This is a genomic window from Streptomyces sp. NPDC007856 (assembly GCF_042868225.1).
Lineage (GTDB): Bacteria > Actinomycetota > Actinomycetes > Streptomycetales > Streptomycetaceae > Streptomyces.
In genome coordinates, this window is the sequence record NZ_JBIAEC010000012.1 from 1 (window position 1) to 16,291 (window position 16,291).

Here is a 16,291-nt window from a genome sequence, read left to right on the forward strand (position 1 = left end):
GGTTCATCGCCCGCGAGGTCTACAAGCACCTCACCCATCCCCACCCCATACCGAAACCGTTCACACAGAGCGCTTGACGGTCTATAGGAGCTTCATCAACGAGGCCGGACGGCCGCGTACATCAGCGTCCCTGCCCAACCATTGCGCCCGAGGGCGAGAGCTAGCGGAACGGCCGCCGATCGAACTCCTAAGCGGGTGTCGCAGGTTCGAATCCTGCCGGGGGCACAGAAGAAAGGGCCAGCACAGGAGGGGTTTCCTCCCAGGCTGGCCCTTCGGTGTTTCAGGCGCCGTCCCGCTACGTCGGCTCGGCGCCCTCTCGGGAGAAGTGCAAAGCCCCTCCCCCCACCGCCCCCCGATCACGCCCCCGAGCCGGTCGGCGATGGCCCGGTCTCAGTCACTGGTGTGTGTGCTGGTTGATCAATGCAGCCGGAGAGCTGCTGTGCCCCATCCGTGCCATTGGCCCCCACGTGCTGACCCGGCTGTCGAGGTGCGCGCGTTGCCCGTGTGCCGCGGGACGTGGAAGTGCCGCCTCGGCCGGCACGCCCGCTTTCCGAGCCTCATCCAGTCGTCCCTGAGGTTGCTCCGCTGCACCAGAGCTGGGGGTGGAGCCGTGTCGCAACCCAGGCGAAGCCGGCGAATGCCTCCCGGCTGACGTGGGTCACCGGTGCTCGTGTTCCGACCGGGATGACGCGGGCGGGATGCTCTGGTCGTACTGGAAGACGTTGTGGGGGTCGTACTTCGCCTTGATCTCGCGCAGCCGCTCGAAGTTGGAGTCCCAGTAGGCGGTTTCCCAGTCCTGCTGTCCGATGTTCGGCACGTTGACGTAGGCGCCGTTCACGTAGGGACGTAGCGCCTGGCTGAACTCGGCGATCCAGGCCTGGCACTGTGAGGTGAGCGGGTCGCAGACGCCTGGTTGGGTTCCGCGTTTCCCCCAGCCGACACCGGGCTCAGAGTAGAAGAGCGCATGGCGGTGCGGGAATGCGGTGCCGCCGCGGGGGCTCCTCCTGACGTTCCCGCCGAAGGCCTGGACGAAGAAATTGCTGTCATCCGTCGGGGCGTCCTTCATGAACGAGGTGACGATGTCGATCGCTTCGCTCGGGAACGGCTTTCTGGTGAACTGCGAGTGGAATTTCCAGTTCGCGGGTTCGAGCTCGGTCGGAATCTGGAATCCTGCATATACGTCACCCCAGTTGCCGACCTGCGTAGTGATGGCGGGGCTGTCGATCGACAGAATAGGGGCCAGCAACTGCTTCGTCTCGTCCGGCGTTCCTTCGGGGAGAACCCCGAACAGAAGGATCTGGTTTCTGTGGATCTCGAGCTGGGTTCCGAGGCGGTCATCGGTGGTCGGTGCCGTACGCTGGTATGCGTCGAAGACGGCATGGAGGTCCCCGATGCCCTTCCATGTCGCCGTCAGATAAGTGACGCTCTTCAGCGGCGCCACTTTGTAGGTGAGTGACGTGGCGATTCCGAAGTTGCCGTTTCCCGCCCCGCGGAGCGCCCAGAGCAGGTCCGAGTTGCGGTGCAGATCCGCTTTGATCACCTCGGCGCACTCGTCACCCGACGGGACGACGATCTCCGCTCCCACAAGGCTGTCGCAGGCCATGCCGAGCCAGCGGGTCAGGAAGCCGAGTCCGCCGCCGAGCGTCGCACCGGACAGGCCTACGCTGCCCTCCGTTCCGGTGGTCACCGCGAGGTTCTGTTTCGCCAGCGTGGTCACCGCCTCCAACTGGTTGAGCCCGGCGCCGACCGTCGCAATGTGGGAACCGGTGTCGATGTGGACCGACTTCAGCTCGCTGACGTCGATCACGAGGCCGTTGTCCACGTTCGACCAGCCCTCAAGGCTGTGGCGGCCGCTCCGCACCCGCAGCGCGACGTCATTCTGCCGCGCCCACGTCAGGGCGTTGACCACGTCCTGGGTGTTCTGGGCGAAGACGATGACCAGCGGATAGTGAGAGAAGAGTTGGTCCCAGCCGAGGCGTGCATCTGTGTACCCGGAGTCGTTGGGGCGCACGATGCGGCCGGTCAACTCCGCCGGTTTGCATTTCACGCCTCCGGGCCTTTTGGTCGCGGCGCTCGCGCTCGGGGCGTCTGCGGCCATAATGCCCGGCACAGCGACCGCGCCGGCGCCGGCTGCCGCGGTCGCCTTGAGCAGGCCGCGACGAGAAAAGTCGTGCAATGGTCCGTATCCTCTCGAGCGCACTACGCCAGTTCTAGAACTACGGCAAACCTTCTTCGCCGGCTGGCGTCTTCAATGTCTTTGCGGGTAATCCCTGAAGTCCGAAGATTAACCGGGGTGGCTGGGGTGCCGTTTTCGACACGCCAACCAAGGACGATGACGACATGCTGAAGGAGGACATGTGTGGGTGGGCATCGATGAAGGCGCCGGGTGCTGCGTACGACGACGAGCTCGGCAAGAGTCCCAGCCCGCCCACATAGGCGGCTACGTGCAGACGTTCGCGGACAACGGCGGCATGCACATCAACTCGGGCATTCCCAATCACGCCTTCCATCGCCAGACAGGCCCTGGGACCGTGCCACAACCGTGCCAGAACGAGCGGGGAACCACGGGGAACAGCGGGGACAGTCAACCCGCGCGCCCAGAGTTCCAACACGTCTCCGCCGCAGGTCAGTAACGTAATCATTCTCAGAAAACCCGAGCTTCCCAAGCTGAGGGCCTCGGCACCGTTGTCACGGGTTGGCCGTCGCGGCGTGCTGGCTGAGCGGGCCGCACGTGTGTCGAGCTCCCGAGCATGAGTGGCCGGACTAGCGTTGAGGTTATGGCTGTCGACGTCCTCACCGAGACCGTGATCGCCCGTCCCTGTGCGGAGGTCGCCGCCTATGCCGGGGATCCGACCAATGCGCCGCACTGGTACGCCAACATCGTCTCGGTTCGTTGGCGGACCTCGCCGCCGCTCGCCGTGGGCTCGAAGCTCGACTTCGTCGCCCGGTTCCTGGGGCGCACCCTGACCTACACGTACGAAATCGTCGAGTACTCCCCCGAACGACTCGTGATGCGCACCGAGCAGGGGCCGTTTCCCATGGAGACGACCTACACCTGGCAGCCAGTGGACGCCGACCATACCCGGATGACGCTGCGCAACCGCGGCGAGCCATCAGGCTTTGCCAAAGTGAGCGCTCCGATGATGGCCGCGGCTGTGAGGCGAGCGAACGTCAAGGACCTGGCAGCATTGAAAGCGCTGCTGGAAGGCGGCGACGCCACCGATGCCGGCCGACGCTCACCGGGCGACTTCTGACATCCACGGCTGACATCAACGAGGCCGGACGGCGGCGTACATCAGCATCTCTGCCCGACCGTCGCGTCAGAGGACAGCAGCCAGTGGAGCGGTTGCGGATCGAACTCCTAAAGCGGGTGTCGCAGGTTCGAATCCTGCCGGGGGCACAAGGTCTGACCAGCGCGTTCACCTCTCTGAGGTAGGCGCGCTGTTCGTCGTAGCCATGGCATTAACCATGAATAGGTTCCAGACCCATGGCGAACACCAAGAGCAAGCGACGTCAGCGTGGCAGCATCCGCCCCAACGGAGCCGGCTTCCAGGTCCGGGTCTATGCCGGGCGGGACCCGCTCACGAAGAAGGACATCTACCTCCACGAGCAGGCTGAGACGGAGACTGAGGCCGAGAAGGCCCGCACGAAGCTCCTGCACCAGGTCGACGAGAAGCGCCACCCCAAGACGCAGGTGACCATGTCGTTTCCACTCGACCGGTGGCTGGGCGTCGCCGAACTCGACGAGACGTCGTACGAACGGGCCGAGGGCATCATCCGCAACTACCTCAAGCCCACCTTCGGCGACCTCAAGGCGGGCAAGCTGACCGCCGAGATGCTGGAGCTGTTCTACGCCCGTCTCCGGCAGTGCCAGGAACAGTGCGAGGGCCGACGCAACGGCAAGACCGACCCCAAGACGAAGCAGAAGCACGTCGGCGAGCCACTCGCCGCGAACTCCATCCGCAAGATTCACTTCATCCTGCGCCCGGCCCTCAACCGCGGCCTGCGCTGGGGTTACGTGGCGACGAACGTGGCGGCCCTCGCCGAGCCGCCATCCCAACCCAAGCCGAACCCCGACCCGCCCACTCCGGAAGAGGCGGCCCTGGTTCTGAACACTGCCTGGCAGCGGGACCTGGACTGGGGAACGTTCCTGTTCATGACGATGGTCACCGGCTCACGCCGCGGCGAGATGTGCGCCCTGCGCTGGTCGGACATCAACCTCGACCGCCTCGAACTCTTCGTGAAGCACTCCAACAACGGCCAAAGGATCAAGGACACCAAAACCCACCAGCGCCGTAAGCAAGCAATCGACGTGATCACGCGTTCCGTCCTGGCCGCCCACCGAGCCCGAGCCGAGGAACGCTGCAAGGTGCTCGGCGGTGAACTCGCCCGCGACGCCTTCGTGTTCTCCGGCGAAGCCGACAGCTCCGCCCCACTCGTGCCCTCAAGCGTCAGCCAGAGATACCGCCGCCTCGCGCAGAAGCTGAAGATCCACACCCACCGTCTGAAAGACCTGCGTGCATACAACGTGACCGAGCTCCTGGGCGCCGGTGCCGCGATCGAGGTCAGCCGCGGCCGCCGAGCCGTCGTCCGCCAGCTCCAGGAGACAACCGATGTCGCATAAGACCCGTGCTCTCCGCGCTTCCTCCGCTGCGCGCGTCGAGGCCCGTACGCGTAGGTGTGCCGGGCCTCCTCGTCATCCGCAGGCAGGTCCGCCGCTGATGGGGATCTCTGAAAACGGCTCTGGCCGCGGTTCCGTGAACCCACGAAGGACGCGTGTGGGCAGGCGATGCGTGAAGTTCAGAGAGTCCCGGGGTGACCCGTGGCGGCGAACTGATCAATGGCATCGCGAAGTTGCTCAAGGAAGTCGCGCAGATTGGCGGCCACGGCATAGAACTCGTCGTTCCAGGATGCAGTCCTGGACTTGTGGACCGTGCCGTTGGCCGCGAGAGCGAAGAGATTGCCGCCGCCGTCGCTCCCCAAGACGATTCCATGATCGCCATTCTCGAGGGGAACCGCGCCGTACTCGTCCAGGTGCGCAGTCACGGTAGAGGGCGGGCCGCTTTCGCGACACCGACCTCGACGAGCTGCTGGCCTCCGCCCGCGACCGCCGCCCCAACGGCGTCCATGCGGTCCTCGTTTCGGTCGCCGGGCGGCGCCGGGCCGCCCCGTCACGCGCTGGTGCCAGGGCCGAGCGCCCGCTCCATGTCCCTGAGCAACTCCTCGTATGGGCATCGCCCGCAAGCGCGTCATCAAGCTCCAGGAAGACATCGAGCCCCAGCTGCGCCCCGACGGCCCCCTGGCCCACCTCGACGACTGGGCAGGCAAGTACGTCGGCGCCGTTGCCCGCATCGCCGGCCTCCTCCACCTCGCCGACCGCGCCACAGGCCGCTGGGGCGAGCCCATCGAGGCGACCACGATCGAGCGCGCAATCGCGATCGGCGAGTACTACACCGCCCATGCCCTGGCGGCCTTCGAGCTCATGGAAACCGACGCTGACGGCGAGAAGGCTCAGGTTGTGCTCGACTGGATCCGCCGGACGAAGGTGACCAGCTTTAACGCCCACGAACTCGTCACAGCCCGCCGCCGGGCCTTCCCCACCGTGAGTTCCACAGCTCCGGCACTGAAGCTTCTTGAGGAGCACGGCTACGTCCGTCGGCTCCACGGCGAACGAGCCGGGACGCGCGGACGCCAACCAGCTGCGGTGTACCGAGTGCATCCCTCGGTTGTGGCGGTAGACGATGCCTCCAGCCTCCAGGCCTGAGTATCAGGGCGCTCCGCTTTCGCCGTTGAGCATCGCGCGGAACCCCCTGAGTTTGGCGCTGTCGGAGATCTTGGAGCTATCCCTCATGACCACTCCTCGTGGAAATCGTTGTCGTAGATGCCCGCCTCTGCGATCAGCGGCGGAAACCCCGTCTTCACGCCAATGATCACCACGACTCGTCACCTTGAGGTGAGCGCGCTCCGCTGTCAGTCGCTAAACAGCGTGTCCAATTGGCCCCTTTCGCATACATCTCCTCCGACACCCCGGGCTTGACATAAAACCACCGTGCACGGCGTAGGCCCGGACCACGCATGGTCCGGGCCTACGGTATGTAGCCACGGCGGGAGAGCAAGGGGGGGGCCTGGGGCGACCGCCTCGGGCGGCGCCCCTCAGAGCAGACAGGACTGTGCGTCGCCTCGACGTCGCGCAGGCAATGGCACGAAGCTCCTGTACCGACGATCGAGGTTGCGTCCCTCCTTCGCAACGGCACAGGAGCCCCGTTTGTCCTGGATAGATCTCAGTTCGTCCGCCTGATGGGTCCGAGGCGGGACGGCGTCATGGAGTTGCCCATCAGGCGACCGGACGGTTGGAGAATTCCTCGACGAGGTCAAGCGCCAGGTCTGCCAGGTCGGCCTCCACCTCGCGGGGGATCCGGTCGATGGGCATGTTCCCGTCGAGGATCTCGGGCACTCTGGTCGAGGCGATCACGTATGCCCAGTGGATACTCGAACGGCCACCGAGGATCCGTTCGCAGACCCAGTCCTGAAATCCACTCAGCGGTGAGCTCCCAAGAGCGGTGCAGAACCCCTCGATGAATGCCACCATCGTTGAGAACCGGTCGTCCATGAGGTACATTCGGCGCCGATTTCGCAGGTGGAAGCAGAGTTCTTGGATGTCCATCAGCTACCCCAGGTCAGGCCGCACGTCGAGACGAATGTATTGCCAGTAATCCCATTGTTGCCGATATGCATCCAGATCCATGCCTTCCGAACCAGTGAAAGCGTCGTACGCTCGACCGTCTTTGATCACCAGGAAGTGATTGTGCCACTGGCCATGGGGGTCGCGTTTGGACGGGCCGAGTCTTGCTCCCAAGGAGTCCTTCATTTCGTAGATCTCACCGCCGACCTTGCCCTTGATGACCTCGGCACATTCCAGGCAGTTGCTCTGGGTGGGAACGGGCCAGCCGTTCGAGTTGATCTGGGGACTTCCTGAACGGGGCGTTCCCTCAGCCTCCCGCAGGGCTTGTCCGAGACCGTTGTTGAATCGGCTGATGCCATCGGTGATTCCGTAGATCCCCGCGCCCGCTATCCCGGTACCGACGACGATCGCGGGTGCACCCTCAAGGCAGCCGATGATGGTCAGGCACAGGCCTCCGCCCGCGACGTCGATCGAGGCGCCCGAACCGACGCCGATCATGCCGGCTCCCGTCTCCAACAGGCCTTTCCAGACGTCGGAGTTACCGATGATGGCCTGCCCGTAGTCGCCGATCGTGTTGGCGGTGTCCTTGAGCCAGCCCGGTACCCAACTGCCGTCGTCCTCCTGTTGGCTCTGTTGCTTCTGTTCCTCGTACCACCGCCGCAACTGCGCCTGCGCCTGCTGCCGCTTGACGACTTCTGCACGGAACGCCTCGTCTTCCGCTTGTTGGGCAGCGGTGGCGTCCTTGCCTGCGGCCAGGGCTGAGGTGCGGGCTTGCTGGGCGGATGTCCACGCCGAGTCGGCGGAGCCGCGCGCGGCGGTGGCCGAGTTCTGGGCCTGGGCGGCGGAGGTGACGGCTGCGGCGGCTGCGTTCTCGGCGTCCTGCTGGGCCTTGCGGGCGGTGCTGGCCGAGGTCGCGGCGTCCTTGGCCGACTGTTCGGCCTGGGTGGCGTAACCGTCGGCCTGCGTGGCGTACTTCTTGGCGTCCTTGGCCGCCTGGTCTGCCTGCTTGGCGTAGCCGGCGGCTTCGTCCTTGGCCCTGGCTGCGGTGGCTGCCGCCTCGGCCGCCTCGGCCGCGTTCTTCTGCGCTGTGGCGGCCACGCCCGCGGCCTGTGCGATGAGCTGCTGGATCTGGGATTCGTGCGTGGCGCCGAGCTGATCCTGCCGCTGCGCCTTGTACTGGCCGACCGTGATGAAGAGGTGCAGCAGGTCGGAGGGCCCTTCCAGGGCGATCCTCGCCGCAGCCTTGACCTGTGGGCCGCTGCCGCTGTTCTTGGGGTCGGCGAGCTGGGCGGCGCGGACGCGTTCGTCCTGGGTGCGCTCCTGGGCGTCGCCGGTGGTGATGAACTGGCGCAGGGCGTCTGCCGTGTCGGTGTTCAGCGCAGTGCGGCCGGCCTGCTGTTCGATCGGACCGGCGCCTGCGATGGTCCGGGCGACGTACAGGCGCATGTCCTGCTTCATGGCCTCGTACTGGCCGGTGGCGAGGAAAGCCGTGACCGTTGCGGAGTCGCCGTCGAGGGCCTTGGCGGCCGCGGCGCGGACGTCGGCCGATCCGGCTGCCTCCGCGAGGTGTTCGACGTCCTGGCGGTCGTCCTGAGCGCTCGCGTCCTGGCGGCCGGTGCGGATGTAGTCGGTCATGCCCTGGTCGGAGTCGGCCAGGGCCACGAGAGCGGCCGACTGGCTCCAGGCGCGGCCGGTCTTCGCGGTCGCCAGGGCCACTTTGCGGGCCCCGGGAGCGATCTGCGCGGGATCCGCGCCGGGCTGGGCCGCCTGGTCGGCGAGCTTGGCCGCCTCGGCCTGCAGATCCTTGGCCTGCTGCGTGGCCGCCTGCTGTGCCGCGGTGCGCTGGTCCTCCTGGGCCTTGAGGTCCTGGGCGCGGTCGATGGCCTCGTTGGTACGCGCCGTGAGCTGCTCGGCGTCGATGCGAACGGCGAGGTCGTGGACCTTCTGGGCCTTGGCGACCGCGGCACTGGCGGCGTCGGCGTCCTTCTTGGCCTCCTGGGCGTGCGCGGCGGCCTGTTTGGCGGCGGTGGCCGCCTGTCCGGCGTGGGCGGCGGCGTCGTCTGCCGCCTTGGCCGCGTTCTCGGCATGCGTGGCTGCGTCGTTCGCCGCGTCACGCGCCTCGCCGGCATCGGTGGCGGCCTCGTTCGCCAGCGTTTCGGCGGCGTCGGCGGCGCGGCTGGCCTCCCGGGCGTGCCGGTGCGCGCTGGCCGCGGCGTTCGCGGCCTCGGCGGAGTGGGCGCCGGCCTCGTCGGCCAGCGTGTTGGCCTGGTCGGCCGCGTTGGCGGCGTCGGTGGCGTCACTGCCGGCGCCGCTGGCCGCCTTGGCCGCGTCGGCGGCCTGGGTCGCGGCGGTGTGGGCCGAGTCGGCAGCAGAGGCGGCGGCACGGGCGCCTGCGGCGGCGTCGCGGGCCTGCTGGGCCGCCTTGCGGGCGGCGCCTGCCTGGCCGGCGTCGATGGACGCGTTCGCGGCGGCGTCCCGGGCCTGGGAGGCGGCCTGGGCGGCACCGTCGGCGGCAGCGGCGGCCGCGGAGGCGGCGTTGGCGGCGACCCGGGCCGCGTTGGTGGCGGCGTTGGCCGCGTCGATCGCCGTCTGCGCGGCGGTCGCGGCCTGCTTGGCCGCACTCGCGGCGCGGGCAGCGGCGGCGGCCGCGTGCTGGGTGTCCTTGTGCGCGGCCTCGGTCTCGGTCTCGGCCTTCTGCGCCGCTGCCTTCGCCAGCTTCGCGGCGGTCACCGCTCGGGCGGAGGCGTCCTTGGCGGCCTGCGTCTGCTGCCCGGCCAGCTTGCCCGCCTTGGCCGCCTGGTCGGCGAGCTGCGCGATCGTGGCGTGCTCCTGGTCGTGGGCACGGGACACGTACTGGCCGACCTGGAGGAATTCGTGGATGTCGTCGGGGGTGCCGTTGATGGCGATGCGGCCGGCCGCCTGAACGTTCGGTCCGCCGGCCGCGATGATCTGGGCGACCTCGACCCGCTCGTCCTGTTCCCGGTCGTTGTACTGGTCGTTGTCGAGGAAGGTCTTGATGTCCTCGGGGGTGCCGTTGAGGGCGGCGCGGCCGTCCTTCTGCACCTCGGGGCCGCCTGCGTCGATGATCTGGGCGACGCGGACCCGCTGATCCTGCTCCAGCGGCGCCTTCCATCCGTCCTTCAAGAACGCCTTCAAATCGTCCGGCGATCCGTCGAGCGCTTTGCGCGCGGCCTCCTGAAGGCTCAGGCCGCCGACACTGGCGAACTGGGCGACGGCCACCCGCTCGTCCTGGACAGCGAGGTCGGAGGCCTGGGAGAGGAAGTTCTTGACGTCGTCGTCGCTGCCGACGAGAGCGACCTCGGCGGCGGCTCGCACCCCGGGGCCGCCCGTTTCCCACAGCCGCACCACCTTGGCGCGGTCGGTGTCCGGTAGCGCACCGGAGATACCGGTCTCGGTCGGATTGATTCCGTCGGCTCTGGCCTGGGAGGGCGAGGGTCCCAGCAGGCCCAGTACCAGCGCACTGGGCAGCAGGCCCAGACACAGCACGCGGGTCACGCGCTGAGCTCCTGCTGCCACGCGCCGTGGGCGTCGTGGATGTGTCACTGCGGACTCGATTCGTTCTTTCGGTTGGGGGGATGCACCGCTCGTCTGTGCCGCTGGGGCCATTGGTCACTGGCTCCTGGGCAGCGCGGTGCCAGGGAGCGGCTCACACGGTTGTCCGCGGGCCGCTCCCTCAAAAAGGCCGTGTCCGGGTGCGTCAGTTGGCGGGTGCGAGCTGGATCTCGTCGTGGAGGCCCTTGGCGTCGACGCCGGTGAAGTAGCTGAGGTGGCCGTCGTTCCAGCGGACGAGGACGTCGTTGGCGGTGGTGTTGGTGCTGAAGGCGCCGACGGTGATCGCGGCCGCGTTGACCCAGTACGACTTCTCGGGCCGGATCCTGATCTCGGCGGGCAGGGCTTTGCCGGTCATGCCGGGGTAGATGGTGGTCTCGCCGTCGATCCAGCGCACCAGCAGGTCATCCGTGTCCTTGCCGGTGAAGGAACCGGTGGCGAGTTTCTCGGCGTCGGGCCAGGTGTTGTTCTTGGCGACGGTCTGGGTCTGCTTCTTCAGCCCGTTGGCCGCCAGGTCGCCGAAGACGGAGACGTGGCCGTCCTGCCAGGCCACCAGCAGGTCGTCGCGCAGGCTGTTCGCGGTGAAGCGGCCGCCGGTCAGCTGCCGGGCGTCGTCCTTCCATTCGGCGGTGTTCGGCGGGGCGAGCTGCTTCTCGCCGTGGAAGCCCTTGGCGTTGACGGTGGTGTAGAGGGTCATCTCGCCGTCGGACCAGCGCACCACCAATCCGTCGGTGGCGCCGCCGGTGTTGACACCGGTCACGTTGACCGCGTGGGTCCAGATGCTCTTGCCGGGCATGAGCTGGTGCTCCGCGGCGAAGGGGCGGGCGGGGTCGTTGCCGTAGCCGCCCTGGTAGAGGGTGACCTCGCCGTCGTCCCAGACGACGATCAGGTCCGTGTGCCGGGTGCCGCCCGCGGAGTCACCCGCGTAGTAGCCGGCCGTGAGCTGCACGGCGTGCTTCCACGGGGCGGCCGCGAAGACGGGGGCGTAGGCGACCTGCTGCACCCAGGAGGACAGGTCGTCGACCCGGGCGGCCACCGCCCCCGTGCGGGTCTCGGCCGCATCGGTGCCTAGACAACCGCCCTGCCAGGACAGACTGCTGACACCCACGATGGCTCCGGTGGTGCTCAGCACCGGGCCGCCGGTGTCGCCCTTGCAGATGGCAGCGCCGTCGGACTTGCCGGCCAGGTCGAGGGTGGTGGCGGCGGTGTTCTGGACGGTGAACGCGGCCGCGTGGACCTGGCCGGGCACCCACTCGTCATGGGTACGTCCGAACCCGGCGGCCTGGACCTCGTCCCCGGCGGCAGGCGCGGCGCTGGCCACCGGGAGGGGGGTGATACCGCTGACAGGCTTGGCCAGTTGGGCCATCACCACGTCCCGGTCGGTGCGCGGTACCAGGTTCAGCACCTGCTGGGCGCTGCCGCCGATGGTGGCGGTCGTCTTCAGCTTGGGCGCACCGGAGGCGAGCGTGCCGCCCGGTGTGTCGGTGAAGCAGCTCGCGGCTGTCAGCAGCCACTGCGGGGCCACGAGCGTGGCCGAACAGCCGCGTTGGCCGCCGACGTCGAGGCGGGCGGTGGCGGCCGAGACCGTGGCAGAGGCGGTGGTACCGGATACGGCGGTGGCGGGTGCGGCGGTCAGAGCGGCGGCGGCCAGCGAGGTGGCGGCGATCAGGCCGCCGGTCCACGCGGTGCGCGGACGAAAGCCAGACATGAGAAGTTCCTTGCTGTCGTGCGAGAAGGGGTGGGAGAGGCAGCGGAAGGCGGGGCCGGTCAGCCGGTGACCCGCAGTTCCAGCAGCACGGCCGGTGCACCACCGGCCGCGCCCTCGCCCACGCTCTGGTAGCCGTTCTTGTCCACGGTCACCGTCTTCACCGGCGCCGAAGGATCCGCCTGCGGCCTCAGGTCCGCGCTGATGGGATGGTCGGCAGTCTCCAGCGCGAACACCCGCGGCAGTTCCAGCGTGAGATACCCCGACTTCGTGGAAGCCTTGAAGCAGTAGGAGCCCTGAGAATCCCCGCTCTGCCCCTGCACGGTCAGGACCTTGATCTGCTGAGCCGAGTCTTCGCACTTGGCGAGGGTGATGTGCCCGTCGCCCTTGATCAGCTTGATGCCCTGGTCCCGCTGGATCTGATCCGCGTTCGGGTAGGCGTAGTCCTCCACCGCGGACGGCGGCGTGGCCCCGGCAGTTCCCCCTGTCGGCTGCGGGTCGGCGGACGCGAGCATCGGCGCGCCCGCCAGCGCCAGAAAGACAGCAACCCCCGCGACGGGGAGCATCCTGCGCATACGAGGAGTCACCCGAATTCCTTTCCAGGCACGGGTGACGGCATGACGGAATAACATCTGCAGCCCCCCGTGCACACAGACGTAAAGCAAAAATAAGTGGTCGAGTGCGACCCTAAAGCGGAGTCAGATACGGAACAACGTGACCATCACCATAGGAAATCCATGGAACCTCCATAGGGCGTGCACAGTCGGGAGGGGACATACGGCATCCAGGCCGCCATCGACGGCGCCACTGCCCCCAAACCACCGAACGCGCCTCTGTGCCGGAACTGCCGGCTCCCCCGAGGCCGGAACTTCCGCTCCCGCCCAAACCCATCGCCCGTGCCACCGCGCCGCCCCATCAACTATCGTCTGCCAGAGAACCGCTGGAGTCCGCCGCGCCCCGCGACTGCCCTCACTGCCGGCAGCCCATCAGCATCATCGCGCTGCTGGCCCCCCCCTGAAGCCGCCCGTCCGGCACTGCCACCCCGTCCCGACGTCATCTCCATGCGGAGACTGCCGTGACCTCGACTTTTGAACGCCTGGCCGACGACCTCGTCATCCGCACCCACGGTGACGGCATCCAGGCCCCGGCTACCGCGGCTCTGATCGAGCACAAAGGGCGGTTCCTCCTGATCGAGAAGCCCACCGGCCGTCTGGGCGGCGCCTGCATTCCGGCCTCACCGAGGATCTCGGTAACCATCTCCCGGTGATCTCCAGCCGCGGCAGCACCACCTCCTCGCGCTCCAGCAACTCAGTCAAATCCCCGATCAGCTACCGCAGTTCCTCGATACGGGCGCGGGCCGTCACCTCCCGCGCGTCCGGTTCCTCAAACAACGGGCCCGTCGCGCTCCAACGTTCTGACGACGCCGTAGGAGACACCCGTTCAGGCGGCTTCTGAGGAGCCGTGTTCCCGCACCGCCGCGACTCCCACCGGCGAGCCCGTTGTGCAGAGCGTGCAGCCCACCATCCGCCGCTTCAACGGCACCAAGCGCGTCGAGCGCGTCGGCCCTCTGCGCTTCACCCCCGACCAGCTCGCCCTGCTTCAGGACACTGCCGCCCAGCATGGCTATAAGGGCCACTCCGGCTTCGCCGCCGACATCGTCCTCTCCTTCGTCACTGGACGGTTCACCGCCAACCTGCCTCTGTCCGAGGACCGCCGCCGCACTCACAACTTCCGCGCCCAGGTTCTGCGCCAGCTCAACGGGATCGGCGTCAACGTCAACCAGATCGCCCGCGCCCTCAACAGCGACCACACCCCACCCGACATCCATCAGCGCCTGACCGAACTCCAGCAGCTGCTGGAGCTGATCGCCGAGGCCCTGCGCCAGCCCGTCGATCCGGAGACGGAGGCAGCCGCGTGATCGCCGCCACAAGCCGGCCGGGTCCAACACCCGCGGCCTGCTCGCCTACCTCTACGGTCCCGGACGCCACGACGAACACCTCGACCCACACATCGTCGCGGGGTTCGCCATGCTCGGGATGCCCGACCCCGGCCGTGACGAGAACGCCACCCTCACCGAACTCGCCCGTTACCTCGACGAACCCGTGCGGCTGCGCAACAGCGAGTTCGGACAGAAGGTTACCGATCACGTGTGGCACTGCCCTGTCCGCGCCGCGCCCGAGGACCGCTATCTCTCCGACGCCGAGTGGGGCGAGATAGCCCAGCGCATCGTCCAGGCCGCTGGCATCGCCCCCGCCGGTGACGACCTGGCCTGCCGCTGGATCGCCGTACGCCATGCCGACGACCACATCCACATCCTCGCCACCACCGTCCGCGAGGACGGCCGCCGCCCCAAACTCCACGACAGCGGCCTGCGCGTCGGTGACGCCTGCCGAGAGGTCGAGAAGGTCTACGGGCTGCGGCAACTCAAGAAAGGCAACCGTACTGGGGCCCTCCGGCCTACCCAGGCTGAGATGCACAAGGCCGAACGCCTCGGCTGGGACCAGACCAGCGCCGAGTGGCTCCAGGACCGCATCCGCGCCGCCATCCCCCACGTGACCAACGCCGAGGAATTCATCGCCTATCTGGAAGCCGACGGCATCGAGGTCAAGGCCCGGCGCGGCCCGTCAGGAGACCTCCTCGGTTACGCCGTCGGCCGCCCCGGCGACCTCAACGACAACGGTGAGCAGATCTTCCACCCCGGAGGCAAGATCGCCCCCGACCTCTCCCTGCCCAAGATCAAGGCCCGCCTCGAATCCGGCGGGCCTGAAGAGCACCCCACCGCCCGCCGCAACCGCCCCAGCACCCCCTGGCACCAGGCCACCGAGGCACTCGACACCCTCCACACCGACCTCACCGACGACACACACGCCCAGGCTCACATCGCAGCCCTCGGCGAGCTGCTCGAAGCAGCCGCCCAGAAGGCCCCCGACAACCTGCGCGCCGATCTCCAAGCGGCCTCCAAGGCGTTCGCCCGAGCCCAGCGCTCCCAGATCCGCGCCGAAGACCGAGCCGCCCACGCCCTGCGCAATGCGGCACGCGACATCGTCCACACCGCCACCGGCCCCGACGGCAGCACACTCGCCGCCATGCTCGCAGCCCTCCTCTGGGCAACCATCGTCGCCAGGCGCTGGCACGAAGCGAAGTACCACGCCCACCAGGCCGACGCCGCCCGCCAAGCCGTCCAACACCTCCAGACAGCCGCAGACCGCGCCCTCGCCCCGACGCTCACCGAACTCGTAGCCCGACCGCCCAGGGACCAAGCCCGCCACGTTCTCGCGAGCGACGTACGGGCAGCTGTCCCCGACCACGCCGAACGGATCCTCGCCGACCCGGCCTGGCCCGCGCTCGCCACCGTCCTCGCCGACGCGGAAGCCCGCGGCCACCAACCCCACCAGCTCCTCAGGGAGGCCGCCGCCCAACGCGAACTGACCACCGCCCGCCACCCCGCCCGCGTCCTGATCACCCGTATCCAGCACACCGGCCGAAACCCGGCCCCCAACCGCCGCGCTGAAGCCGCCCGCCGGCGCGCGACCATCGCGGGCTCGGTCGGCACTTCCCAGAGCCGTGGCCACCAGATCACAGCTGCGGCATCGACGCTCACCGAACAGCAGCACCGGCAGCGTCGGTAGGGACCAACACTGCCTGCGCCCCGGCGATATAGCTGTCAACGCTGATGCCCTCGCTCCTTCTTGGTGACGAGGGCATCAGCGATTCCTGTGGTTTTGCCGCGTTAGGCGACCTTCGCTTCACATGGGACGCCTGAGGCATCAGCTCGCGCGACGCGCAACAGGGCGGCACAAGCCAGGACCTCGACCATGTGCTCGGCCAGGAGCCCGACGTGCGGATCCGGCTGGATTAGGGCGGTGACATGGCCACGGGCGGTGCGCTCCCTGGCCCACTCGTGGTCGAGGTTAGTGAAGTCGTCGTCGATCCAGATGGCGGGCGCGTCGCCGAGCCAGGCGTCGACGTGGTCGCGTTTCCACAGGTAGCCGTTGGGGTGGCTGGTCGTGATCTGCGGACGCGGCAGGTCGACGTGCGGCAGGGGCGGGAGGCCGAGGAGCGGGCCTATGAGCGTGGTGGCGTCCTCGCGCCAGCTGGTGCACCAGACGGGGGTGACCAGGCCGGTCCGGATCACGTGCACGAGCAGGGGGCCGTGCGTGGGGTTGAGCCAGATGGTGACCGGGTTGTTGGCGGTCCGGCCGGTGGGTACGACATCGTGGCGCGTATGGGTCTCGGGTCCGGCTCCTTCCGCGTCCGGGAAGGGGATGAGGACGCCGTCGATGTCGAGAAGTAGGTAGGGCGGGCGCATCGGGTTCTCCCAGGGGGCCGGGGGC

The 16,291-nt window shown here is 68.3% G+C and carries 12 protein-coding genes and 2 pseudogenes; 7 read left to right on the top strand and 7 right to left on the bottom strand.

Going from position 1 to position 16,291, the window contains the following annotated elements:
- Positions 1–658 precede the first annotated feature (658 nt).
- Entirely contained in the window at positions 659–2,176 is a 1,518-nt protein-coding gene (locus ACFYOH_RS26635; RefSeq protein ID WP_388630190.1) for an FAD-binding oxidoreductase, read from the bottom strand.
- A gap of 194 nt (positions 2,177–2,370) precedes the next feature.
- On the opposite strand from ACFYOH_RS26635, the pseudogene ACFYOH_RS26640 reads away from it, so the two are divergent.
- The 3 genes and pseudogenes from ACFYOH_RS26640 to ACFYOH_RS26650 all read left to right on the top strand — a co-directional run.
- Positions 2,371–2,510: pseudogene (locus tag ACFYOH_RS26640) on the top strand (M4 family metallopeptidase); the annotation flags it as partial.
- A gap of 267 nt (positions 2,511–2,777) precedes the next feature.
- Positions 2,778–3,254, top strand: a complete 477-nt coding sequence (locus ACFYOH_RS26645) for an SRPBCC family protein (RefSeq protein WP_365161740.1) — start codon at positions 2,778–2,780, stop codon at positions 3,252–3,254.
- 233 nt (positions 3,255–3,487) lie between these two features.
- Positions 3,488–4,624: a tyrosine-type recombinase/integrase gene (locus tag ACFYOH_RS26650; protein ID WP_388630193.1), complete on the top strand. Its 1,137-nt coding sequence runs from the start codon at positions 3,488–3,490 to the stop codon at positions 4,622–4,624.
- A gap of 176 nt (positions 4,625–4,800) precedes the next feature.
- Here ACFYOH_RS26650 and ACFYOH_RS26655 read toward each other — a convergent pair whose 3' ends face one another.
- Positions 4,801–5,046, bottom strand: coding sequence for a hypothetical protein (locus tag ACFYOH_RS26655; protein WP_388630196.1), 246 nt, complete (start codon positions 5,044–5,046; stop codon positions 4,801–4,803).
- A 181-nt stretch (positions 5,047–5,227) separates the two neighbouring features.
- Here ACFYOH_RS26655 and ACFYOH_RS26660 point away from each other — a divergent pair, with 181 nt between their 5' ends.
- Positions 5,228–5,764: a DUF3987 domain-containing protein gene (locus ACFYOH_RS26660; RefSeq protein WP_388630199.1), complete on the top strand. Its 537-nt coding sequence runs from the start codon at positions 5,228–5,230 to the stop codon at positions 5,762–5,764.
- A gap of 570 nt (positions 5,765–6,334) precedes the next feature.
- Here ACFYOH_RS26660 and ACFYOH_RS26665 read toward each other — a convergent pair.
- The 4 genes from ACFYOH_RS26665 to ACFYOH_RS26680 form a co-directional block, all read right to left on the bottom strand.
- On the bottom strand, positions 6,335–6,610 hold the full coding sequence (locus ACFYOH_RS26665) for a hypothetical protein (protein ID WP_388630202.1): 276 nt from the start codon (positions 6,608–6,610) through the stop codon (positions 6,335–6,337).
- Positions 6,611–6,667: 57 nt separating this feature from the next.
- Positions 6,668–10,198, bottom strand: a complete 3,531-nt coding sequence (locus ACFYOH_RS26670; protein WP_388630205.1) for a chemotaxis protein — start codon at positions 10,196–10,198, stop codon at positions 6,668–6,670.
- Positions 10,199–10,400: 202 nt separating this feature from the next.
- Positions 10,401–11,960, bottom strand: coding sequence for a S1 family peptidase (locus ACFYOH_RS26675; RefSeq protein ID WP_388630208.1), 1,560 nt, complete (start codon positions 11,958–11,960; stop codon positions 10,401–10,403).
- A 59-nt stretch (positions 11,961–12,019) separates the two neighbouring features.
- Positions 12,020–12,532: a hypothetical protein gene (locus tag ACFYOH_RS26680; RefSeq protein ID WP_388630211.1), complete on the bottom strand. Its 513-nt coding sequence runs from the start codon at positions 12,530–12,532 to the stop codon at positions 12,020–12,022.
- Between the two features lie 500 nt (positions 12,533–13,032).
- On the opposite strand from ACFYOH_RS26680, the gene ACFYOH_RS26685 reads away from it, so the two are divergent.
- From ACFYOH_RS26685 to ACFYOH_RS26695, 3 genes and pseudogenes are all read left to right on the top strand, one after another.
- Entirely contained in the window at positions 13,033–13,224 is a 192-nt protein-coding gene (locus ACFYOH_RS26685) for a hypothetical protein (protein WP_388630214.1), read from the top strand.
- A 204-nt stretch (positions 13,225–13,428) separates the two neighbouring features.
- Positions 13,429–13,875 (top strand): annotated as a pseudogene (locus ACFYOH_RS26690) (MobC family plasmid mobilization relaxosome protein); the annotation flags it as partial.
- A 118-nt stretch (positions 13,876–13,993) separates the two neighbouring features.
- Positions 13,994–15,586: a relaxase/mobilization nuclease domain-containing protein gene (locus ACFYOH_RS26695; RefSeq protein WP_388630217.1), complete on the top strand. Its 1,593-nt coding sequence runs from the start codon at positions 13,994–13,996 to the stop codon at positions 15,584–15,586.
- A 101-nt stretch (positions 15,587–15,687) separates the two neighbouring features.
- Here ACFYOH_RS26695 and ACFYOH_RS26700 read toward each other — a convergent pair whose 3' ends face one another.
- Positions 15,688–16,266, bottom strand: coding sequence for an HAD domain-containing protein (locus ACFYOH_RS26700; RefSeq protein ID WP_388630220.1), 579 nt, complete (start codon positions 16,264–16,266; stop codon positions 15,688–15,690).
- Positions 16,267–16,291: the final 25 nt, after the last annotated feature.

What these genes read in the sequence shown, in the direction of transcription:
- ACFYOH_RS26650 (WP_388630193.1), top strand. Translation starts at nt 3,488, where the DNA reads ATGGCGAACACCAAGAGCAAGCGACGTCAGCGTGGCAGCATCCGCCCC.
- ACFYOH_RS26660 (WP_388630199.1), top strand. Translation starts at nt 5,228, where the DNA reads ATGGGCATCGCCCGCAAGCGCGTCATCAAGCTCCAGGAAGACATCGAG.
- ACFYOH_RS26700 (WP_388630220.1), bottom strand. Translation starts at nt 16,266, where the DNA reads ATGCGCCCGCCCTACCTACTTCTCGACATCGACGGCGTCCTCATCCCC.
- ACFYOH_RS26645 (WP_365161740.1), top strand. Translation starts at nt 2,778, where the DNA reads ATGGCTGTCGACGTCCTCACCGAGACCGTGATCGCCCGTCCCTGTGCG.
- ACFYOH_RS26675 (WP_388630208.1), bottom strand. Translation starts at nt 11,960, where the DNA reads ATGTCTGGCTTTCGTCCGCGCACCGCGTGGACCGGCGGCCTGATCGCC.
- ACFYOH_RS26665 (WP_388630202.1), bottom strand. Translation starts at nt 6,610, where the DNA reads ATGGACGACCGGTTCTCAACGATGGTGGCATTCATCGAGGGGTTCTGC.
- ACFYOH_RS26680 (WP_388630211.1), bottom strand. Translation starts at nt 12,532, where the DNA reads ATGCGCAGGATGCTCCCCGTCGCGGGGGTTGCTGTCTTTCTGGCGCTG.
- ACFYOH_RS26695 (WP_388630217.1), top strand. Translation starts at nt 13,994, where the DNA reads ATGCCCGACCCCGGCCGTGACGAGAACGCCACCCTCACCGAACTCGCC.